Raw genomic sequence first — 20,134 nt, forward strand, 5'->3', positions numbered from 1 at the left:
AACAAGACGACATAGCATGCGACCTACCTCGACGTCGTCCGCCAGCGCCGCCGCGAGGTCGTCCGCCACGGCGAGCCGGCGGGTCGTGCCCGCGGACCACTCGGTGAAAGTGGGCGTCATCGTCAGAGATCTTCCGTAAAGTTCCTAATTCCTACCTGAATGCCGCAAATATAGCGGTGTCGCATTCGCGGGGGCTGTGGCGCCTTCCCCGGGCGGGGCGGGCGCGCCAATTGTCGGTCGGAGTCCCTAAGGTCATGGCCGTGGACGCGGTACAGGGCACCCTGGACGAGCTCGGCACTCCCCTGCGAGAGGTCACGTTCGTGGTCTTCGACCTGGAGACCACGGGCGGGTCGGCCGCCGAGCACGCGATCACCGAGATCGGCGCGGTCAAGGTGCGCGGCGGCGAGGTGGTGGGCGAGTTCGCGACCCTCGTCGACCCGGGCGGCCCGATCCCCCCGTTCATCTCCGTGCTCACGGGCATCACCGACGCGATGGTGCTGGCCGCCCCGCCGTTCTCCCAGGTCCTGCCGAGCTTTCTGGAGTTCGCCAAAGGGGCGGCGCTGGTCGCCCACAACGCGCCCTTCGACATGTCGTTCATCCGCGCCGCCTGCGCGACCGGCGGATACCCGCCGCCGGCCAACCCGATCGTCGACACCGCCGACCTCGCGCGGCGTGTGCTGACCCGCGACGAGACGCCCAACTGCAAGCTGGGCACGCTGGCCCGGCTGTTCCGCAGCACCACCGAGCCGTGCCACCGGGCGCTCGCCGACGCCAAGGCCACCGTCGACGTCCTGCACGGGCTCATCGCCCGGGTCGGCTCGCTCGGGGTTCACACGCTGGAGGAGCTGCGGAGCTTCGCCAGGACCCCCACGCCCGAGCAGCAACGCAAGCGCCACCTCGCCGAGGGGGTTCCCAGCGCCCCGGGCGTGTACGTCTTCGAGGACACGCGGGGCGAGGCCCTCTACATCGGCAAGAGCTCCAACCTGCGCAACCGCGTCCGCAGCTACTTCACGGCGAGCGAGACGCGTTCCCGGATCCGCGAGATGGTCGGCATCGCCGAGCGGGTCAGGACGATCGTGTGCGCCACGGGGCTGGAGGCCGAGATCCGCGAGCTGAGGATGATCGGCTCCACCAAGCCCCGCTACAACAAGAGATCCCGTTTCCCCGAGCGCGCGGTGTGGCTCAAACTCACCAACGAGCCGTTTCCCCGGCTCAGCATCGTGCGGGAGGTCAAGGACGACGGCGCCACCTATCTCGGGCCGTTCGGGAGCAGCCGCGCCGCCGACGACGCCAGGACGGCCATGCACGAGGCGCTGCCGCTGCGCCAGTGCACCGAGCGGCTCTCCTCCCGGATCCGGCGCAGCGCCTGCACGCTCGCCGAGCTCGGCCGGTGTGGAGCCCCGTGCGAGGGCCGCGAGAGTGAGGACGCCTACGCGCGGCACGTCCGCGGCGCCAAGAAGGCCATGGAGCACGACTCGGAGGCGGTCTTCTCCGCGCTGGAGGCCCGCATGCGGCGCCTGTCCACCGAGCAGCGATACGAGGAGGCCGCCGTCGACCGGGACCGGCTCGCGGTCTACATCAGGACGGCGGCGCGCATGCAGCGGCTGAGATCGCTCACGGCCATCTCCCAGATGGTGGCGGCGAGCCCGGCCTTCGACGGCGGCTGGGACATCCACGTGATCCGGTACGGCAGGCTCGCCGCCGCCGGGGTGATGCCGCGGGGCGCGCATCCCACGCCCTATGTGGACGCGCTGGTGGCCACCGCGGAGACGGTCACGCCCGGGCCGGGGCCCACCCCCGCCGCCAGCGCGGAGGAGACCGAGTGCGTCCTGCGCTGGCTGGACTCCCCCGGCGTCAGGCTGGTCCAGGTCGACGGCACCTGGAGCGTCCCCGCGTACGGCGCGGGCCGGCTCAGGGACCGGATCGAGCGCGCCTACCAGGGACTGCATCCACACCAGCCACGTGAGGGCAGGCCGCTGCGATGACGCTAGGGTCGGGGGCATAGCCGTACTCGCCACAAAGCAGGAGAGACCCGAATGGTCACCGCGATCGTGCACATCAAGGCCGATGTCCACCGGATCCCCGAGGTCGCCCAGACCATCGCCGAGATCGATGGTGTCAGCGAGGTCTATTCGATCACCGGCGAGTTCGACCTGCTGGCCATGGTCCGGGTCGAGCGGTACGAGGAGATCGCCGAGGTGATCCCCGGCCGGGTCAACAAGGTGCCCGGCGTGACCCACACCGAGACGCACATCGCCTTCCGGACGTACTCCCGTCACGACCTGGAGGCCGCCTTCGCCATCGGCCTAGGCGAATCCGACTGACCCCCCCAAAAAACCCCTCCAGCGTGATCATGCACAGGTTCGGCGGCACCCCCGCCGACCTGCGCCTCCGCATGCCGTGATCATGCACAGGTTCGCCGACATGCCTCTGACCTGCACCTTCTCGTGGCGTGATCATGCACAGACTCGACAGCGGGCCCGCCGACCTGCGCGGACATTGTCCGTGATCATGCACAGACTCGACCGCAGGCCCACCGACCTGCATGAACGCCATTTGTGATCATGCACGCCCAGATCATGTGATCATGCGCGCCGGGCGAGCCTGGCGGTCCGGCCGGACGACCTGAAATACGGCGCACGGGAGGGATCCGGGACTTCGGAAAGGCGACCACGGCGAACACGCCGCGGTGATCCTCAAGCGCGGCAGCCGCCGCGCTCCAGGCGATCGACGACCAGGCACAGGGCGCAGAAGGCCGATCCGAGGCGCCGAACGCCTCGGACGATCTACGGGGCCAGGGACCGGCTGACCTCGACCCACCGGTCGAGCGTCGTCGCGGCCCTGCCGGAGTCGACCGCGTCGGCGGCCCGCACGAAGGCCGCGCCGAGCGCCGGCGCCAGGTCGCCGTCCGGCTGGTCGAGCGCGACCAGCGCGGCGGCCGCGTTCAGGAGCACCGCGTCACGCACGGGCCCGGTCTTCCCGTTCACCAGGTCGCGTACGGCCGCCGCGTTGAACTCCACGTCACCACCCCGGAGATCTCCCGGCTGCGAGCGGGGGACACCGATCTCGGCGGGGTCGAACAGGGTCTGGGTGGCGGTGCCGTCCCTGACCACGAAGACGGTGGACGGCGCCGCGGTCGACAACTCGTCGAGGCCGTCCTCCCCGCGGAAGACCAGAGCGGAGACCCCGCGCTCGGCGAACACACCGGCGATCACCGGCAACATCCGCGCGTCGTAGACGCCGATCGCCTGGGCCGACGGCCGGGCCGGGTTGGTCAGCGGCCCGAGGAAATTGAAGATCGTCGGGACGCCGAGCTCCTTGCGGGCCGGGCCGGCGAACCGCAACGCGGGGTGGTAGACCGGCGCGAAGCAGAACGCGATGCCCGCCTCCACGGCGACCCGGGCGGTCACCTCAGGGGGCAGATCGAGGATGATCCCCAGATGTTCCAGCACGTCGGCCGCGCCACACAGGGACGAGGCGGCCCGGTTTCCGTGCTTGACCACACGGGCTCCGGCGGCCGCCGCGACGATCGCGGCCATCGTGGACACGTTGACGGTGTGCGCCCGGTCGCCGCCCGTGCCGACCACGTCGACGACCGGCCCCTCCACCGAGAGCGGGGTGGCCCGGTCGAGCATCGTCCGCGCCAGGCCCGTCACCTCGGCCACCGTCTCGCCCTTGGCACGCAGCGCGACCACGAAGGCGGCGATCTGCACCGAGGTCGCCTTCCCCGAAAAGATCTCCCCCATGGCCCACGACGTCTCGTCGGACGTCAGGTTCTCGCCGGAGAGCAGGGCGGTCAGCAGCGAGGGCCAAGTGGTGCGCGTGTCCATGGCGGGCTCCGCGGTCTCAGGTGTCAGACGGAATGATTGGAATTGCCGGAGAGGCTGAGGCGGCTGCGCATGAGGCCGGCGACCGTCTCCGCGAGGATCACGGGGTCGATCGGCTGGGCGACCACGGCATCGGCCCGGGACCAGTTCGCGAGCCAGCGGTCGTCGCGGCGCGCGATGAGCAGCAGGACCGGCGGGCAGTTGTGGACCTCGTCCTTCGCCTGCCTGCTGACGCCCATCCCCCCGGCGGGGACGGCCTCGCCGTCGAGGATCGCGACGCCGATGTCACCGGCGTCAAGCAGCTTGATCACAGCCGGCTGCGTCGCGCACTCGACGATCTCGACCAGTGGCACGTCCGCGGCGGGACGCCGCCCGATGGCCAGCCGCACCTTCTCTCGGGTGCCGGCGTCGTCGCTGTAGACGAGAACCCTCATGTCACGCTCACTGTCGAATCGCGGGGTATGGTCATCGTGATGCTACCGGCGTGGCCGCCAGGCGCGTAGCCCCGGGGTTATTGCTGTGCAATGCCCGTTTTAGACGCCGGATGAGCCCCTAACGGGGGGTCGTGCGGCGACCCGGCCCGAAGAACCGCAATAATGGCGCCCGTGGCGACAGCATCCGCAACTACTACGACGACGAGACCGCACTCGTACAACCGGCCGAACCTGGTTCAGGTCGGAACGATCGTGTGGCTGTCCTCTGAGCTCATGTTCTTCGCGGCGCTGTTCGCGATGTACTTCACCATCCGGTCGGTCAGCCTCGGGGAGCACAGTCCCTGGCCTGAGGCGCACCTCAACATCCCGTTCGCGACGTTCAACACGACCGTCCTGGTCCTGTCGAGTGTGACCTGCCAGCTTGGCGTGTGGGCAGTGGAGCGGGGTGACGTCAAGAAGCTGCGTTTCTGGTACCTCATCAGCTTCCTGATGGGTGCCTTCTTCGTGGGCGGTCAGCTGTACGAGTACGCGAACCTCGCGCGGGAGCACCACACTCTTTCGCACTCGCCGTACGACTCGGTGTTCTACCTGACCACGGGTTTCCACGGCATGCACGTGACGGGTGGCCTGATCGCGTTCCTGTTCCTGCTGGGACGCACGTACGCCGCGAAGCGCCTGACCACTGAGCAGAAGACCGCCGCGATCGTCGTGTCCTACTACTGGCACTTCGTGGACGTGGTCTGGATCGGCCTTTTCGCGACCATCTACATCATCAAATGATCGGAACGGGAAATTCGGTGAACTCCATCACCGCCCGACGGCGCCATCCTCTCGCACGATATGCCGTCGTGGCGCTCGCACTCGGCCTGCTCGGCGGCGGTTACGCCGTGGCCGCGCCGGGAGGCAGCAGCGCGGACGCGGCGATCGCGTCGGGCAAGGCCGACGACGTGGCGCAGGGCAAGAGCCTGTTCGTGGCCCATTGCGCCAGCTGCCACGGCCTCAACGCCGAGGGCACCGCCAAGGCTCCCACCTTGGTGGGCGTGGGCGCGGCCGCCGTGGACTTCCAGGTCAGCACCGGCCGGATGCCGGCCGCGGACGCAGGCCCGCAGGCCCCCCGCAAGCCTCTCGGCGAGTGGGTCACCCCGCAGGCCATCGACGACCTCGCGGCGTACGTCCAGTCGCTGGGCGGCGGCCCGGCCCGGCCGGCCGCGGAGCAGGTCGACCCCGCCAAGGGCGACCCGGCCAAGGGCGGTGAGCTCTTCCGGGCGAACTGCATCCAGTGTCACAACTTCGTCGGGGCGGGCGGCGCGCTGACCTACGGCAAGTACGCTCCGCCGCTGAACCCGGCCACGCCGACGCAGATCTACGAGGCGATGGCCACGGGCCCGCAGGCGATGCCGGTCTTCAACGACTCGACGATCACTCCCGACCAGAAGCGGGACATGATCGCCTACATCACCCACGTGCGCCAGCAGGTCGACCCGGGAGGCTCCGGTCTCGGCCGGATCGGCCCCGTGACCGAAGGCCTTGTAGCGTGGATCGTTGGTCTCAGCCTTCTCATCCTGGCCGCCATCTGGATCACGGCGAAGAAGCGACGGACGCACGCATGACAGACAACATCAACGATCAGCCTGAGGGTCGCGTGCCAGCGCGCGTCATCGGCACCCCGCCCTCCAACGGCCCCATCCTCGGGGACGAGATCGTCCACGAGGCGAAGGGCGTGCCCGGCGTCATTCCCGCCGATCCGGCCGTCGCCAAGCGGGCGGAGCGGATCGTCGCACTGCTGTTCACGATCACCTTCCTGGCGGGCGCGGCGTTCATCGCGTCCTACGTGATCTTCCAGGTCGGCACGATCGACAGGACGGCCGCCTCCAACTACGCGCTGGGCAGCTCGCTCAGCATCGCGCTGCTCTCGCTGGCGGCCGGCATCGTGGTGTGGGTCCGCCAGATCATGCCGAAGTACAACCTCGTGCAGGAGCGCCACCCGATGGCCTCCGAGGCCGACACCAAGGAGTACGTCGAGGAGACGTTCCTCCAGGGTGCGAACGAGAGCGGCTTCGTCAAGCACAAGATGCTGCGCAGGACGCTGCTGCTGGCCGCGGCGCCGCTGGGCCTGGCCCCGCTGGTGCTGCTCAAGGACATGGGCCCGCTGCCCGGCACCGCGCTGCGGCACACGGTGTGGGGCACCCCGACCAAGGACGGCAAGCCCCGCCGCCTCGTGGTCGAGGGCACGGGCCAGCCGATCCGCGCGGCCGACTTCAACTCCCCCGGCGGCATCCTCTCGGTGATCCCCGAAGGCTACGAGGAGGATCTGAACGCGCTGGCCAAGGCCACGCTGATCCTGCTCAAGTTCCGCCCGGACGAGATCAAGTCCGGCACCAACCTGAACTGGACGCACGACGGCATCGTCGCGTACTCCAAGATCTGCACCCACGTGGGCTGCCCCGCCGCCCTCTACGAGCAGACGACGCACCACATCCTCTGCCCGTGCCACCAGTCGACTTTCGACGCGGCCGACGGCGCGAAGGTCATCTTCGGTCCCGCGGCCAGGCCGCTGCCTCAGCTGCCCATCGCGATCGACAGCGAGGGCTACCTCGTCGCCAAGTCCGACTTCAACGTCCCCGTCGGCCCCAGCTTCTGGGAGCGCGGCGACGCCGAGGCGGAAGCAAGGGAGCAGAAGGCGTGATGGACACTACTCCCAAGGCCATCTCAGGGGTCTCCACCTTCCTCGACGACCGCATCGGTGCCGGCAGCTTCCTCAAGCGCAACATGAGGAAGATCTTCCCTGACCACTGGTCGTTCCTGCTGGGCGAGATCGCGCTGTACTCGTTCATCATCCTGCTGCTGACCGGCACGTTCCTGACGTTCTGGTTCAAGCCGAGCATGGGCGAAGTCGTGTACTCCGGCTCCTACCAGCCTCTGGTGGGCGTGAAGATGTCCGAGGCCTACGCCTCGGCTCTGAACATCAGCTTCGACGTCCGCGGCGGTCTGCTGATCCGGCAGATCCACCACTGGGCGGCGCTGCTGTTCATCGCGGGCATGATGGTCCACATGCTGCGGGTGTTCTTCACCGGCGCGTACCGCAAGCCGCGTGAGCTGAACTGGCTCATCGGCGTCGGACTGCTCTCGCTCGCGCTGCTGGAGGGCCTGACCGGCTACTCCCTCCCCGACGACCTGCTCTCCGGCGCCGGTCTGCGGATCACCGAGGGTGTCATGCTGGGCATCCCCGTGGTGGGCACCTACCTCACGTTCCTGCTGTTCGGAGGCGAGTACCCCGGGCACGATGTGATCTCGCGGTTCTTCACGATTCACATCCTGCTGATCCCGGGCATCCTGCTGGCGCTGATCTCGGCCCACATGGTCCTCATGTGGGTGCAGAAGCACACGCAGATGCCGGGCACCGGCAGGACCGAGAAGAACGTGGTGGGCGCGCCGTTCTACCCGACCTTCATGGCCAAGGCGGGCGCGTTCACCCTGTTCACCTTCGGCGTCATCGCGCTGCTGGGGACCTTCGCCCAGATCAACCCGATCTGGCTGTTCGGTCCCTACACGCCGGCGGACATCTCAGCGGGCAGCCAGCCCGACTTCTACATGGGATTCCTGGAGGGCTCGCTGCGGTTGATGCCCTCCTGGGAGATCAACTTCCTGGATCACACGGTGTCGCTGAGCGTGCTGATCCCCGCACTGGTGCCGTTGGGCATCGTCATGACCGGTCTGGCGCTGTATCCGTTCATCGAGCAGTGGGTCACAGGCGACCGGCGGGAGCACCACACCGCCGACCGTCCCCGCAACAACCCGCACCGCACCGCGATCGGCTTCACCGGGATCGCGTTCTACGGCGTGTTGTGGCTGCTCGGAGCGAATGACGAGATCTCGGCCAACTTCCACATCAGCCTGTACGAGACGACGATCTTCGGGCGCTTCGCGATCTTCCTGGTCCCGGCGCTCGCCTACTTCGTCGCGTACCGGATCTGCATCGGCCTCCAGCGCAAGGACGCCGAGGTGCTGTCCCACGGCGTTGAGTCGGGCGTCATCAAGCGCCTGCCGAACGGTGAGTACATCGAGGTCCACACCCCGGCGGCGCAGGACATCGCCGACCACATCCGGGGCAAGAAGGAGATCCCGATCATCGAGAGCGGCGTGGACGGCGACGGCATCCCGCCGAAGGGGGCACGCACCGCCATCGGGCGGCTGCGCGCGAAGGCCAGTGAGGCCTACGGTACGGACCACGTCCCGCTCGACGAGGGACACGGCCACGACGAGCACGCGGCCATCGGCGCCGGTGACCACTCCGACGGTCACCGCGACGGGCACTGAGAACAGAGGCGGTCGGCACGACCGCCCGCACGTGAAACGGCCCGGGTGGGGATTCCCCACCCGGGCCGTTTCACGTTTCCGGCGGCCGCCCTATGACGTCAGCGGGCTCGTCATGTCGGCCCGCAGGCGGCTCCACTTGAGCCAGTCGCCCCAGGACTCCTGCCAGTGGCCCCAGCCGTTGGTCGCCTCGAGCTTCCGCGGCGTGCCTTCGACCACGACGGGATCCCCGATCAGGGTGTTCTTGATGAACCACTTCGCGTTCTCCGGGCTGACGTTGATGCAGCCGTGGCTGACGTTGGAGTTGCCCTGGTCCCCCACCGACCACGGCGCCGAGTGGACGTACTCGCCGCTGTTGGAGATCCGGACGGTGTCGTAGACGGTCGTCTGGTAGTAGCCGGACTGGCCGGGACCGGCGTCCGGCGAGGTCATCACGGTGACGTCCTCGCGGGACATCGCCAGATGGATGCCGCTGGTCGTGTAGTGCCTCATGACGCCGCCCATGCCCGCGCTGATGGGGAAGTTCTTGATCTGCTTCCCGTCGCGGTCGATCTTCATGTGGTGCGTCTGGGTGTTGGCGACGCTGATCTGGGACCTGCCGATGGTGAAGTCCCGGGCGTAGTCCTGCTTGCCGTACATCCCGTCGGCCCCGCGCACGCCCTGGAGGCGGGCGACGAACCGCACCTTGGTGTGGGCCGGCCAGTAGTGCTTGGGCCGGAAGACGACGTTCTTGTTGTCGAACCAGTGCCAGGCCCCCTCGACGGGGTTGGACGCCTGCACGAAGAGGTTGCGCTCGATCGACACCCGGTCGGTGACCGGCTTGTCGAAGGTGAGCATGATCGGCATGCCGACGCCGACGGTGAGACCTGTGTCGCTCTTGCTCGGGAGCAGCGTCTGGATCCCGAAGGTCGTGGCCGCCTTGGCCGTGGAGAACGTGCTGGTCCGCTCGACGGTCCCGCCGCCGGGATCCGCGGCCACCGCCGTGACGCTGTAGGAGAGCCCAGGAGACATCGGGCGCTCGCTGCGCCACTGAGTCCTGTCGGCGCTGTACACGCCCGCCACAGGCTGTCCTCCGGCCCGTACGGTGACGTTCTTCAACGATCCGGCGGTGGTGCCCACCATGATGGGCAGTTCCGGAGCCAGTCCCTGCATCCCGTTGAGCGGGGTGATGCTGATCGCCGTCTTCGGTCCGGACGACGCACCTTCCTGAACCGCGGCGGAACAACCGGTCGCCATCAGTAGGGCCAGCGCCCCTGCACCAGCGCGCACGTCGATCTCCCCCCGGCCGTGATCAGTTTTCCCGGGGGTTATTCCCTGAGCATGTTCAGGACGTGCACCGGGCAGTCCTGATTCCCGGCAAAAAAGACGTCGCGGCCGGTCGACGCGATGGTCGACCGGCCGCGACGTGTGGCCTCACCGGGATCAGTGGGAGAAGTTGCCCCGGTAGTACTGGAACACGAAACCGATGGCGCTCATGATCGTCGCGAACAGGCCGATGAAGAACAGCCACCAGCCGATCGCGAAGCCGAAGAACGTCAGCGCGGCCGAGAGGCACACGAACAGCGGCCACCAGCTGTGCGGGCTGAAGAAGCCCAGCTCGCCGGCGCCGTCGCTGATCTCGGCCTCCTTGTTGTCCTCCGGCTGGTCGCCGATGCGGCGAGCCGTGAACAGCAGGTAGTACCCGATCATGAAGGCGAGCCCGACGGAGATCGCCATGGCCGTGGTGCCGGTCGGCTCCTTGGACCAGAACCAGTACACGACGTCGGCCGCGGCGAAGAAGACGCCGCAGAGCAGGAACATCCAGCCCTGGATCTTCATCGGACATCCTCCAGCTCAGACTTGTTCGCCGCGAGGTGCGGGTACTTGAGGTCGAACGCGGGACGCTCGGACCTGATCCGCGGCAGCGAGGTGAAGTTGTGCCGCGGGGGCGGGCATGAGGTGGCCCACTCCAGCGAGCCGCCGAAGCCCCACGGGTCGTCGACCATGACCTTGGGCGCGGTCTTCCAGGTACGCCACACGTTGTAGAGGAACGGCAGCGTCGAGGCGCCCAGCAGGAACGCGCCCACCGAGGAGATCATGTTCAGGTCGGTGAAGCCGTCGGCCGCCGAGTAGTCGGCGTAGCGCCGCGGGAAGCCGATGACGCCCAGCCAGTGCTGCACCAGGAACGTCAGGTGGAAGCCGAAGAACAGCGTCCAGAAGTGGAACTTGCCCAGCTTGTCGTTGAGCATCTTGCCGGTGAACTTGGGCCACCAGAAGTAGAAGCCCGAGAACATGGCGAACACGACGGTGCCGAAGACCACGTAGTGGAAGTGGGCGACGACGAAGTAGCTGTCGCTGATCTGGAAGTCCAGCGGCGGCGAGGCCAGGATGACGCCGGTCAGCCCGCCGAACAGGAAGGTGACCAGGAAGCCGACGGCGAACAACATCGGCGTGTGGAAGACCAGATGGCCTCGCCACATCGTGCCGATCCAGTTGAAGAACTTCACCCCGGTGGGCACCGCGATGAGGAACGTCATGAAGGAGAAGAACGGCAGCAGCACCTGTCCGGTGACGAACATGTGGTGCGCCCAGACCGTGACGGACAGGCCGGCGATCGCGATCGTCGCACCGACCAGGCCGACGTAGCCGAAGACGGGCTTGCGGCTGAAGACCGGCAAAACCTCGGTGATGATGCCGAAGAACGGCAACGCGATGATGTAGACCTCGGGATGGCCGAAGAACCAGAACAGGTGCTGCCACAACATCGGACCGCCGGTCGGCGAGTCGAAGATGTGCGCACCGAGCTTCCTGTCGGCCTCCAGCGCGAGCAGCGCGGCGGCCAGGACCGGGAAGGCCAGCAGCACCAGGATGCTGGTGAGCAGGATGTTCCAGGTGAAGATCGGCATCCGGAACATCGTCATGCCGGGAGCCCGCATGGTGATGATCGTGGTGATGAAGTTGACGGCGCCGAGGATCGTGCCGAGACCCGACAGGGCCAGGCCGAGGACCCAGAGGTCACCGCCGAGGCCGGGCGAGGTCACCGCGTTCGACAGCGGCGCGTACGCCGTCCAGCCGAAGGCCGCCGCGCCGCCCGGGGTGAAGAAGCCGCTCACCGCGATCGTGCTGCCGAACAGGTAGAGCCAGTAGCTCACCATGTTCAGCCGCGGGAACGCCACGTCGGGCGCGCCGATCTGCAGCGGCATGAGCTCGTTGGCGAAGCCCGCGAACAGCGGCGTCGCGAACATCAGCAGCATGATCGTGCCGTGCATCGTGAACAGCTGGTTGAACTGCTCGTTCGACACGAACTGCAGGCCCGGCTGGGCGAGCTCGGCCCGCATGACCAGCGCCATGACGCCGCCGATCAGGAAGAACACGAACGATGTGATCAGGTAGAGGTGCCCGATCACCTTGTGGTCCGTCGAGGACAGCCACTTGGCGACGACCGTGCCCTTGGTGTACGGCCTCGCGGCTACGCGAACCGGTTCCTGAATGGCGGTCACTGCGCACTCCCCGCCTGGGTCTTGATGTACTGGGCGAATTCGGCCTGCGGCACGAGCTTCACGGAGAACAGCATCCTGCTGTGATCGACACCGCAGAGCTCGGCGCATCGGCCGAAGAAGACGCCCGTTCGGTTGAGCGTCGTGATTTCGAACTTGTTGTGCACGTTCCCCGGGAACACGTCCTGCTTGAAGAGGAAGGCCGGCACCCAGAAGGAGTGGATGACGTCCGGCGAGTGCAGGTCGAACTGGATCTTGGTGTCGACCGGCAGCACGAGCTGCGGCCCCTGCGGGGTCTGCAGGCTCTGCTTGCTCAGGTCCACGGGGACACCGGCGGTGACCGCCTTCTGGCCCTGGAAGTCCGTGGTGAAGCGCCAGCTCCACTGGTAGCCCTCGACGGCCACCTTGACCGGGGCGTTGCCGTCGACCTTGGTGATCGCCGTCTCGTCGCGCGCCGTGAAGAAGAAGAACACCGCGACCATGATCACCGGTACGACGGTGTAAAGGATCTCGATCGGCAGGTTGTACCGCACCTGCGGGGGCAGCTGATCGATCGAGTTCTTCTTCTTACGGTGGAACGCCGCCGCCCACAGGATCAGGCCCCAGACGACGATGCCGGTGGCGAGTGCCGCGATCCAGGCGCCGTTCCACAACGTCTGGACGATGGTCGCCTGCTTGGTGATGCCTTCCGGCATCCCTCCGCGGCTCCACTGGTCAACGGCATCACTGCTGCACGCCGTAGCGGTCGCCAGAAGCAGCGCCACGGCGACGCCGCCGGTCAACCGGCGGCGGGCCAACGGTCGCCGTGTCGTACGGCGGGTCGGACTCACGGATCGCCTACCCCACAAATGAAGCCCAAGAGTCCTTCTCCTGGGCGGTTTTTCACATTTTGCGCTTCAAGGACGACCGGCGCTGTCCTGCCGCCGGTCCCCCCTTTACTTGGTCACTTCACGCTGGGGGACACATTAGCGCGGACCGGCCATGCCCCTCCGAGCAGCCCCCGTTAGTGTCCTAACCGTGGCCTATCTGGACGCGGCTTCCACCGAACCCCTGCACCCGGCGGCCCGTGAGGCGCTGATGACCGCCCTGGACGCCGGCTGGGCGGACCCCGCCCGTCTGTACGGCACGGCCCGCCGGGCCCAGATGTTACTGGATCAGGCGAGGGCCGAGGTGGCCGAGATCATCGGTGCGCGAGCCGACGAGGTCTCGTTCACGTCCTCGGGAACCCAGGCCGTTCATTCAGGCGTCCTCGGGACCCTGCGCGGCCGCCGCCGGGCGGGCCATCGGCTGGTGGTGAACGCCGTCGAGCATTCCAGTGTCCTGAACGCCGCCTCGGTGCACGAGCGCGACGGCGGCGAGGTCGAGACCGTCGGCGTGGACCTCACCGGCCGGGCGGACGCCGCCGCCTTCGCCGAGGCGGTCTCCCGCCCCGGCACGGCACTGGCCTGTCTCCAGACCGCCAACCACGAGGTCGGCACCCTCCAGCCGGTCGAGGAGGTGGCCGGCGCGTGCGCGGCGGCGGGCGTGCCGCTCCTGGTGGACGCCGCCCAGTCGGCGGGCCGGCTCCCGATCCCCCGGGGCTGGTCCGTGCTGACGGCCAGCGCGCACAAGTGGGGAGGCCCGGCCGGCGTCGGCGTGCTGGCGGTCCGCAAGGGCACCCGCTGGCGCTCGCCGTACCCGGAGGACGAGCGGGAGCGGCGCAGGGTGCCCGGGTTCGAGAACGTCCCCGCGATCGTCGCCGCGGCCGCGGCGCTGCGTGCCAGGGCCGCCGAGGAGGCCGAGGAGGGGCCCCGGCTGTCCGCGCTGGTGGACAGGATCCGCCGCGAGGTCCCCCGCCTCGTGCCCGATGTTGAGGTCATCGGCGACGCGGTGGCGCGCCTGCCCCACATCGTGACGTTCTCCTGCCTCTACGTGGAGGGTGAGGCGCTCCTGACAGAGCTGGACAAGGCGGGGTTCGCGATCTCGTCCGGAAGTTCTTGTACGGCGAGTACGCTTCGCCCATCGCATGTTCTGGAGGCAATGGGAGTGCTTACACACGGGAACGTCCGGGTATCGCTGCCCCGTGGCGTGTCCGAAGGCGACGTCGATCGCTTTCTCGCCGTGCTTCCGGACATCGTGCGGCGGATCCGGGCGAGCTTGGGGGTTCACTGATGTGGCGCAGGCGGTCGAATGGCGGCGCGAGCGCCTCCGAGACCCGTGAGGCCCCCGAGGCCCGGGAGGCGCAGCAGACGCCGGCGGAGCCCCAGTCGGACCTGACGATCGACGCGCTGGGCCGCAAGTGCCCCATCCCGATCATCATGCTCGCCGAGCAGATCAACGTGGTGCCGCTGGGCGGCGTGGTCGCCGTGCACGCCGACGACCCCGCCGCGTTCACCGACATCCCGGCCTGGTGCCGGCTCAAGTCGCACGGCCACGTGGCCACCTATGACCTGCCGCGCGGCGGATGGTCGATCCACGTGCGCCGCAACTACTGATCGAGCCACCCGGCCGGGCGCGGCCCCTGAACGGGGGCGCGCCCGGACCCGCGGACTCCTGTCAGGCGTAGTGGCAGCGGGCGTGGGCGGCGACCTCGTCCGCCGCGGCCTGGCCGTACGCCGCCGCGAGACGCTCGACGAAGACCTTCTGGCCGAGCTCGTACTCCTGGCCGCCGACCTGCTCGAGGACGTGTGTGGCCGTCAGATTGCCGACCTGGCCGCAGCGCTCCAGCGACAGGCCCCAGGCGAGGGCCGACAGGAATCCCGCGCGGAAGGCGTCGCCGACGCCCGTCGGGTCGGCCTTGCCCAACTCGGGGGCCGGCGAAATGTGCAGGGACGGCTCGCCCCTGCGGTCGATCCTGACGCCCTTGGGGCCGAGGGTGGTGACGCGGACGCCGACCCGCTCGAGGATCTCTTCGTCCGACCAGCCGGTCTTCTGCGCGATCAGCCCGAGTTCGTAGTCGTTGCTGAACAGGTAGGCCGCGCCGTCGACCAGCCGGCGGATCTCCTCACCCGGCATCCGCGCGAGCTGCTGCGACGGGTCGGCCGCGAAGGGGATCCCGCGCGTGCGCGCCTCGTCGGTGTGCCGGAGCATCGCGGCCGGGTCGTTGGGGCTCACCAGGACCAGGTCGAGCTCGCCGGCACGCTCGGCGATCGGGCGGAGCTCGATCTCGCGGGCCTCGGCCATCGCTCCCGTGTAGAACGACGCGATCTGGTTGTGGTCCTCGTCGGTCGTGCAGAGGAACCGGGCCGTGTGGTGCACCTCGGAGATGTGCACGGAATCACAGTCGACGCCGTGCCGCTCCAGCCAGGACCGGTAGTCGGCGAAGTCGGTGCCCACGGCGCCCACGAGGATCGGGGTCAGGCCGAGACAGCCCATTCCGAAGGCGATGTTCGCGGCGCACCCGCCACGTCGGATCTGCAACTCGTCCACGAGGAACGACAGCGAAACCCGGTCGAGCTGCTCGGCGATGAGCTGGTCGCCGAAACGCCCGGGGAAGGTCATCAGATGGTCGGTAGCGATGGAGCCGGTGATGGCGATGCGCACGGGGTCGTTCTCCTCGTTGTCAGCATCTTGGGGATAGGAAGGCAATCTTGCCGAACCTGTCGAGCGTACCCTGTCACAATGACGACGGCCCCGTACGGGAAGCCGTACGAGGCCGGTCACACGAGCTCAGGTGCGCTCTGCCGAGCTCCCTCGCTCCAGTAGGTCTCTCTTGTCGTCCAGGCGATGCGTTCTAGCTGAACGAGTCGCCGCAGGCGCAGGAGCCCGTCGCGTTGGGGTTGTCGATCGTGAAGCCCTGCTTCTCGATCGTGTCGACGAAGTCGACCTTCGCGCCGACGAGGTACGGCGCGCTCATGCGGTCGGTCACGACGCCCACGCCGCCGAAGTCCGAGACGACGTCCCCGTCCATGGACCGGTCGTCGAAGAAGAGCTGGTAGCGGAGCCCCGAACAGCCGCCCGGCTGGACCGCGACGCGCAGCTGCAGCCCTTCCTCGCCCTGCTGCTCCAGCAGGCTCTTGACCTTGGCGGCGGCCGCGTCAGTCAGCAGGATGCCCTGCTGCGTGGTCTCGCTGCTCTCAATCGTCATGTGCTGACTCCCGCGTCTGCCCCAACCGCCCACCCGGAGCGGTCGATTGATTCCGACGTCCTACTTAGACGCTACCAACACCCGCCGATCGATACACATTCCTGCCCGGGCCCCCTGACTTCGGCACGACCCCCCTTCGGCCCCCTTCCTCCACCCCGGATGGAGGCTGCCCGAGGCATGTGTAATGCTTAGTCGTCAGTTCGACGATAAGTCCCCGAAGGGGGTGTTGTCCGTGACGATCGCTGAGACCGGACTTCCGCTGTTCGTCCTGGGCCAGGGCACCGACCCGCACAGCGAGCGTGGCGTGGACTGCCCGGGTGATCTCCCGTCCGCGTCCGATCCGGCTCTGGTGGAACGCGCTCGCGTGGCCAGGGAACGGCTCGGCGACCGCGTGTTCGTGCTTGGGCACCACTATCAGCGCGACGAGGTCATCCAGTTCGCGGATGTGACCGGAGACTCGTTCAAACTCGCCCGTGACGCGGCCGCGCGCCCCGGCGCGGAGTACATCGTGTTCTGCGGCGTGCACTTCATGGCCGAGTCGGCGGACATCCTGACCGGCGACGCGCAGAAGGTCGTCCTCCCCGATCTGGCCGCGGGCTGCTCGATGGCCGACATGGCGACCTTCACCCAGGTCGAGGACTGCTGGGACGCGCTGGAGGACGCCGGGATCGCCGAGCGGGTGGTCCCGATCACCTACATGAACTCCAGCGCGGACATCAAAGCCTTCTGCGGACGGCACGGGGGCGCCGTGTGCACCTCCTCCAACGCCAGGCGGGCGCTGGAATGGGCCTTCGAGCAGGGTGAGAAGGTCCTCTTCCTGCCCGACCAGCATCTCGGGCGCAACACCGCCGTGCTGGAGATGGGGCTCTCCCTGGACGACTGCGTCGTCTACAACCCCCACCGCCCCAACGGCGGGCTCACCCGGGAGCAGCTCGAGAACGCCAAGATGATCCTGTGGAAGGGCCACTGCTCGGTCCACGGCAGGTTCACGGCCGACTGCGTCGACGAGGTGCGCGCCCGCATCCCGGGCGTCAACGTGCTCGTGCACCCCGAGTGCCGCCACGAGGTCGTGACGAAGGCCGACTACGTGGGGTCGACGGAGTACATCATCCGGACGCTGCAGGAGGCCCCGGCCGGTTCCTCGTGGGCCGTCGGCACCGAGCTGAACCTGGTCAAGCGCCTCGGCCAGATGTTCCCGGACAAGACGGTCACCTTCCTCGACCGGACCGTGTGTTACTGCTCGACCATGAACCGGATCGACCTGCCTCACCTGGTCTGGGCGCTGGAGTCACTGGCCGCCGGGGAGGTCGTCAACCAGATCACCGTCGACCCCGACACCACGCACTGGGCGAAGGTCGCGCTCGACCGGATGCTGGCACTTCCGTAAGGATCGGCCGGCCTCGCCGTACGGGGACGTCCCCGTACGGCGGGGCGGGGTCACAGGCCGGGGGCGCCCCAGACGGGGAACCAGCGGGACAGGTCGGACTCGATCTTGAGCTCGCCGGCCAGGACGCCGCGCACCTGCAGCTCCAGGGCGTTGTCACGCTGCGTGCCGCGCGCCGGGGCGAAGGGGTAGAAGGTGCCCTGCTTGTAGAGGTACACGATCGCGAGCGTGCGGTCCGACGGGTCCGAGAACGTCACGATCGAGCACAACAACGACGGCCCGAAGCCCGCGGACTCCAGCGACGAGTTGACGCCGTGAAGATCGGTGACCAGGGCGGAGACGTCGGGGTTGCGCACCAGGAGCCAGGTGTACCCGTAGGTGTCCTGGGACACCTCGACCTTGCCCAGCAGTGCCTCGACGTCCTTCTCCAGCTGCGCGAACGCGCCGCCCTCCGCGGCGCGGAACGCCACGGAACCGGCCCCTGTGGGCGTGAAGCCCGTGGCGGCCTCCAGTGTCACGGCGGCCGACGGAAGCGCGAACAGGGCGTCGAGATCCGGCTTGGCGGGCTTGGAGCGTCCGAGCAGCGTGTCGAGCCAGCCCATCAGCGACCCAGAGCGGCGGAGATCTTCGCCAGCTGGTCCAGCCGGCGCTCCAGCGACGGGTGGGTGGAGAACAGCGACGCGACGCTCTGACCAGACAGCGCGGGGGTGAAGTAGAACGCGTTGAACGGCTGGGCCTCACGCAGGTCCCGCGTGGGGATGCGGGCGATGTCCCCACTGACCTTCACCAGAGCGCTCGCGAGGGCCGACGGACGCTGGGTGAGGTACGCCCCGGCCCGGTCGGCGGCGAGCTCGCGGTAACGGGACAGGGCCCGCGTCAGCAGGAAGCTGACGGCGTAGACGAGCGCGGACACCAGGAAGATGATCAGCCCGATGGGCGGTCCGTTGTTGCTGTCCCGGCGACCCCCGAGGCCGGTGTACAGCGCGAATCGCGTCATGAGCCCGGCCACGATGCCGAGGAACGAGGCGATGGTCATCACCGCGACGTCACGGTGGGCGACGTGCGACATCTCGTGGGCGAGAACGCCTTCGAGCTCCTGCGCGTCCAGCCTGCGCATGATCCCCGTGGTCACGCAGACGACCGCGTTCTTCTGGTTGCGCCCGGTGGCGAAGGCGTTGGGCATGTCGGAGTCCGCGATCGCCACCCGGGGCTTGGGCATGTCGGCCATCGCCGTGAGCCGGTCGATGATGCCGTGGAGCTCCGGCGCCTCCTGCGGGGAGACCTCCCGCCCGTGCATCGCGAACAAGGCGATCTTGTCCGAGAAGAAGTACTGCACGAGCAGGAAGCCGGCGGCGATCACCAGGACCACCACGGCCTGAACGCCGACGGCGATCAGGATGGCCATGAAGGCCACGTAGAGCAGGCCGAGCAGGAACATCGTCACGGTCATCCGCACGGACAGACCGCGGTCAGGCGCGAATCTGGTGCCGGCCATCAGCCAGGGATGAGCCCGGTGTCACCGAGCATCTCCCGCACCTCCTCGATCGAAGCGTCGGCGGGAGGCAGGATCAGCTCGGACGGCTCGAGCGACTCGTCAGGGAGGGCCTTGCCCACCTGACGGACCTTCTCCAGCAGCGCGTGCAGCTTGGTCCGGAAGACTTCCTCGTCATCGGACTCGATGGCCGCCTCGAGCTCCACGTCAAGGGTGTTCAGGACGTCGATGTCGGCCGCGCCGATCTCGACCTGTCCCTCCCCCATGATGCGAACGATCACAGCCCCTCCCCCTGCTGGTACTGCTGGGTCGGCTGCTGCTGCGCCGGCTGCCCGGCCTGACCCGGCTGACCGGCCTCGATCGCGCTCTTCGGCGCCGGGCCCTGGCCGAGCTCGGCCTTCATCTTGGCGATCTCGAGCTCGACGTCGGAGCCGCCGCCCATGCGGTCGAGCTCGGCCTGGATGTCGTCGCGCTGGCCGGTGAAGTCCTCGAGGGCTCCGCTGGCGAGCAGTTCGTCGATCGCACCCGCGCGCGCCTGCATCTGAGCGGTCTTGTCCTCGGCCCGCTGAATCGCCAGACCGACGTCGCCCATCTCCTCGGAGATGCCGGAGAACGCCTCGTTGATCCGCGTCTGCGCCTCGGCCGCCGTGTAGGTGGCCTTGATGGTCTCCTTCTTCGTGCGGAAGGAGTCCACCTTGGTCTGCAGCCGCTGGCTGGCGAGGGTGAGCTTCTCCTCCTCGCCCTGGAGGTTGCCGTACTGGATCCGGAGGTCGGCGATCTGCGTGTTCACGCCGTTGCGGCGGTTGAGCGCCTCGCGCGCCAGGTCCTCGCGGCCGGCCGACAGCGCCTGCCTGCCCTGGTTCTCCAGCTTGTTGGCCTGACCTTCCAGCTGGTTGATCTGCAACTCCACCCGCTTGCGGCTGGTGGCGACGTCCGCGACACCCCGACGCACCTTCTGGAGCAACTCCAGCTGCCGCTGGTAGGAGTAGTCAAGGGTTTCCCGCGGATCTTCCATCTTGTCCAAAGCCTTATTGGCCTTGGACTTGAAGATCATGGAAAGTCTCTTCATCACGCTCATGCGCGTCGGCCGTCCCCTTCTCAAGGTTGTGCGTGGGTGACCCCAGCCGTTCCAGCCATCCGA

General features: G+C 68.3%; 21 protein-coding genes. 9 read left to right on the top strand and 12 right to left on the bottom strand.

Annotation, left to right across the window (positions count from 1 at the left end; translation table 11 throughout):
• Positions 1-254 precede the first annotated feature (254 nt).
• Both Psi02_RS01610 and Psi02_RS01615 read left to right on the top strand, forming a co-directional pair.
• Positions 255-1,985, top strand: a complete 1,731-nt coding sequence (locus Psi02_RS01610) for a DEDD exonuclease domain-containing protein (protein WP_203970995.1) — start codon at positions 255-257, stop codon at positions 1,983-1,985.
• Positions 1,986-2,036: 51 nt separating this feature from the next.
• Positions 2,037-2,324, top strand: coding sequence for an Lrp/AsnC family transcriptional regulator (locus tag Psi02_RS01615; RefSeq protein ID WP_203970997.1), 288 nt, complete (start codon positions 2,037-2,039; stop codon positions 2,322-2,324).
• 462 nt (positions 2,325-2,786) lie between these two features.
• Here Psi02_RS01615 and trpD read toward each other — a convergent pair whose 3' ends face one another.
• Both trpD and Psi02_RS01625 read right to left on the bottom strand, forming a co-directional pair.
• The gene (gene trpD / locus Psi02_RS01620) at positions 2,787-3,830 is read right to left on the bottom strand and encodes an anthranilate phosphoribosyltransferase (RefSeq protein WP_203970999.1); all 1,044 of its coding nucleotides are present in this window, start codon (positions 3,828-3,830) and stop codon (positions 2,787-2,789) included.
• A gap of 23 nt (positions 3,831-3,853) precedes the next feature.
• Positions 3,854-4,261, bottom strand: coding sequence for a hypothetical protein (locus Psi02_RS01625; RefSeq protein ID WP_203971001.1), 408 nt, complete (start codon positions 4,259-4,261; stop codon positions 3,854-3,856).
• A gap of 162 nt (positions 4,262-4,423) precedes the next feature.
• On the opposite strand from Psi02_RS01625, the gene ctaE reads away from it, so the two are divergent.
• The 4 genes from ctaE (at position 4,424) to qcrB (ending at position 8,578) form a co-directional block, all read left to right on the top strand.
• Positions 4,424-5,041 carry an aa3-type cytochrome oxidase subunit III gene (gene ctaE, locus Psi02_RS01630; RefSeq protein ID WP_203971003.1) on the top strand — a complete coding sequence of 206 codons (618 nt, stop codon included), beginning with the start codon at positions 4,424-4,426 and terminating at the stop codon, positions 5,039-5,041.
• 68 nt (positions 5,042-5,109) lie between these two features.
• Positions 5,110-5,871 (top strand): cytochrome bc1 complex diheme cytochrome c subunit, encoded by a 762-nt coding sequence (gene qcrC, locus Psi02_RS01635; RefSeq protein ID WP_425564279.1) that lies wholly within the window; start codon positions 5,110-5,112, stop codon positions 5,869-5,871.
• A complete protein-coding gene (gene qcrA / locus Psi02_RS01640; RefSeq protein ID WP_203971013.1) occupies positions 5,868-6,947 on the top strand; it encodes a cytochrome bc1 complex Rieske iron-sulfur subunit in 1,080 nt (359 codons plus the stop codon). The genes qcrC and qcrA overlap by 4 nt, the downstream gene beginning before the upstream one ends.
• Positions 6,947-8,578 carry a cytochrome bc1 complex cytochrome b subunit gene (gene qcrB, locus Psi02_RS01645; RefSeq protein WP_203971015.1) on the top strand — a complete coding sequence of 544 codons (1,632 nt, stop codon included), beginning with the start codon at positions 6,947-6,949 and terminating at the stop codon, positions 8,576-8,578. Before qcrA ends, qcrB begins: the two co-directional genes overlap by 1 nt.
• A gap of 90 nt (positions 8,579-8,668) precedes the next feature.
• On the opposite strand, the gene Psi02_RS01650 is transcribed toward qcrB, so the two are convergent.
• From Psi02_RS01650 to ctaC, 4 genes are all read right to left on the bottom strand, one after another.
• Entirely contained in the window at positions 8,669-9,844 is a 1,176-nt protein-coding gene (locus Psi02_RS01650) for a L,D-transpeptidase (protein WP_239094512.1), read from the bottom strand.
• A gap of 153 nt (positions 9,845-9,997) precedes the next feature.
• Positions 9,998-10,393, bottom strand: coding sequence for a cytochrome c oxidase subunit 4 (locus Psi02_RS01655; protein ID WP_203971017.1), 396 nt, complete (start codon positions 10,391-10,393; stop codon positions 9,998-10,000).
• Positions 10,390-12,045 (bottom strand): aa3-type cytochrome oxidase subunit I, encoded by a 1,656-nt coding sequence (gene ctaD / locus Psi02_RS01660; protein ID WP_373317236.1) that lies wholly within the window; start codon positions 12,043-12,045, stop codon positions 10,390-10,392. The genes Psi02_RS01655 and ctaD overlap by 4 nt, the downstream gene beginning before the upstream one ends.
• A 5-nt stretch (positions 12,046-12,050) precedes the next feature.
• Positions 12,051-12,881 carry an aa3-type cytochrome oxidase subunit II gene (gene ctaC / locus Psi02_RS01665; RefSeq protein WP_203971019.1) on the bottom strand — a complete coding sequence of 277 codons (831 nt, stop codon included), beginning with the start codon at positions 12,879-12,881 and terminating at the stop codon, positions 12,051-12,053.
• A gap of 187 nt (positions 12,882-13,068) precedes the next feature.
• Here ctaC and Psi02_RS01670 point away from each other — a divergent pair, with 187 nt between their 5' ends.
• Together Psi02_RS01670 and Psi02_RS01675 are read left to right on the top strand one after the other, a co-directional pair.
• Entirely contained in the window at positions 13,069-14,202 is a 1,134-nt protein-coding gene (locus tag Psi02_RS01670; RefSeq protein WP_239094515.1) for a cysteine desulfurase family protein, read from the top strand.
• Positions 14,202-14,525, top strand: coding sequence for a sulfurtransferase TusA family protein (locus Psi02_RS01675; protein ID WP_203971023.1), 324 nt, complete (start codon positions 14,202-14,204; stop codon positions 14,523-14,525). The genes Psi02_RS01670 and Psi02_RS01675 overlap by 1 nt, the downstream gene beginning before the upstream one ends.
• A 61-nt stretch (positions 14,526-14,586) precedes the next feature.
• Here the strand turns inward: Psi02_RS01675 and Psi02_RS01680 are convergent, their stop codons facing one another.
• Both Psi02_RS01680 and erpA read right to left on the bottom strand, forming a co-directional pair.
• Positions 14,587-15,573, bottom strand: a complete 987-nt coding sequence (locus Psi02_RS01680; protein ID WP_203971025.1) for a carbohydrate kinase family protein — start codon at positions 15,571-15,573, stop codon at positions 14,587-14,589.
• A 190-nt stretch (positions 15,574-15,763) separates the two neighbouring features.
• The gene (gene erpA / locus Psi02_RS01685; protein WP_203971027.1) at positions 15,764-16,117 is read right to left on the bottom strand and encodes an iron-sulfur cluster insertion protein ErpA; all 354 of its coding nucleotides are present in this window, start codon (positions 16,115-16,117) and stop codon (positions 15,764-15,766) included.
• Positions 16,118-16,349: 232 nt separating this feature from the next.
• On the opposite strand from erpA, the gene nadA reads away from it, so the two are divergent.
• Entirely contained in the window at positions 16,350-17,504 is a 1,155-nt protein-coding gene (gene nadA, locus Psi02_RS01690) for a quinolinate synthase NadA (protein ID WP_203971029.1), read from the top strand.
• A 50-nt stretch (positions 17,505-17,554) separates the two neighbouring features.
• Here the strand turns inward: nadA and pspAB are convergent, their stop codons facing one another.
• From pspAB to Psi02_RS01710, 4 genes are read right to left on the bottom strand one after another with little or no spacing between them, the layout of a single operon-like run.
• The gene (gene pspAB, locus Psi02_RS01695; protein WP_203971031.1) at positions 17,555-18,103 is read right to left on the bottom strand and encodes a PspA-associated protein PspAB; all 549 of its coding nucleotides are present in this window, start codon (positions 18,101-18,103) and stop codon (positions 17,555-17,557) included.
• Positions 18,103-18,996, bottom strand: a complete 894-nt coding sequence (htpX, locus tag Psi02_RS01700) for a zinc metalloprotease HtpX (RefSeq protein ID WP_203971033.1) — start codon at positions 18,994-18,996, stop codon at positions 18,103-18,105. The genes pspAB and htpX overlap by 1 nt, the downstream gene beginning before the upstream one ends.
• Positions 18,996-19,274 carry a PspA-associated protein PspAA gene (gene pspAA / locus Psi02_RS01705; protein ID WP_203950957.1) on the bottom strand — a complete coding sequence of 93 codons (279 nt, stop codon included), beginning with the start codon at positions 19,272-19,274 and terminating at the stop codon, positions 18,996-18,998. The genes htpX and pspAA overlap by 1 nt, the downstream gene beginning before the upstream one ends.
• On the bottom strand, positions 19,271-20,071 hold the full coding sequence (locus tag Psi02_RS01710; RefSeq protein ID WP_203971035.1) for a PspA/IM30 family protein: 801 nt from the start codon (positions 20,069-20,071) through the stop codon (positions 19,271-19,273). The genes pspAA and Psi02_RS01710 overlap by 4 nt, the downstream gene beginning before the upstream one ends.
• Positions 20,072-20,134: the final 63 nt, after the last annotated feature.

Source organism: Planotetraspora silvatica (genome assembly GCF_016863315.1).
GTDB classification, from domain to species: Bacteria; Actinomycetota; Actinomycetes; order Streptosporangiales; family Streptosporangiaceae; genus Planotetraspora; species Planotetraspora silvatica.

Bases quoted from the DNA above. Each gene is read 5' to 3' on its own strand.
- Psi02_RS01610 (WP_203970995.1), top strand. From the start codon at position 255: ATGGCCGTGGACGCGGTACAGGGCACCCTGGACGAGCTCGGCACTCCC.
- Psi02_RS01615 (WP_203970997.1), top strand. From the start codon at position 2,037: ATGGTCACCGCGATCGTGCACATCAAGGCCGATGTCCACCGGATCCCC.
- trpD (WP_203970999.1), bottom strand. From the start codon at position 3,830: ATGGACACGCGCACCACTTGGCCCTCGCTGCTGACCGCCCTGCTCTCC.
- Psi02_RS01625 (WP_203971001.1), bottom strand. From the start codon at position 4,261: ATGAGGGTTCTCGTCTACAGCGACGACGCCGGCACCCGAGAGAAGGTG.
- ctaE (WP_203971003.1), top strand. From the start codon at position 4,424: ATGGCGCCCGTGGCGACAGCATCCGCAACTACTACGACGACGAGACCG.
- qcrA (WP_203971013.1), top strand. From the start codon at position 5,868: ATGACAGACAACATCAACGATCAGCCTGAGGGTCGCGTGCCAGCGCGC.
- qcrB (WP_203971015.1), top strand. From the start codon at position 6,947: ATGGACACTACTCCCAAGGCCATCTCAGGGGTCTCCACCTTCCTCGAC.
- Psi02_RS01655 (WP_203971017.1), bottom strand. From the start codon at position 10,393: ATGAAGATCCAGGGCTGGATGTTCCTGCTCTGCGGCGTCTTCTTCGCC.
- Psi02_RS01675 (WP_203971023.1), top strand. From the start codon at position 14,202: ATGTGGCGCAGGCGGTCGAATGGCGGCGCGAGCGCCTCCGAGACCCGT.
- erpA (WP_203971027.1), bottom strand. From the start codon at position 16,117: ATGACGATTGAGAGCAGCGAGACCACGCAGCAGGGCATCCTGCTGACT.
- pspAB (WP_203971031.1), bottom strand. From the start codon at position 18,103: ATGGGCTGGCTCGACACGCTGCTCGGACGCTCCAAGCCCGCCAAGCCG.
- htpX (WP_203971033.1), bottom strand. From the start codon at position 18,996: ATGGCCGGCACCAGATTCGCGCCTGACCGCGGTCTGTCCGTGCGGATG.
- Psi02_RS01710 (WP_203971035.1), bottom strand. From the start codon at position 20,071: ATGAGCGTGATGAAGAGACTTTCCATGATCTTCAAGTCCAAGGCCAAT.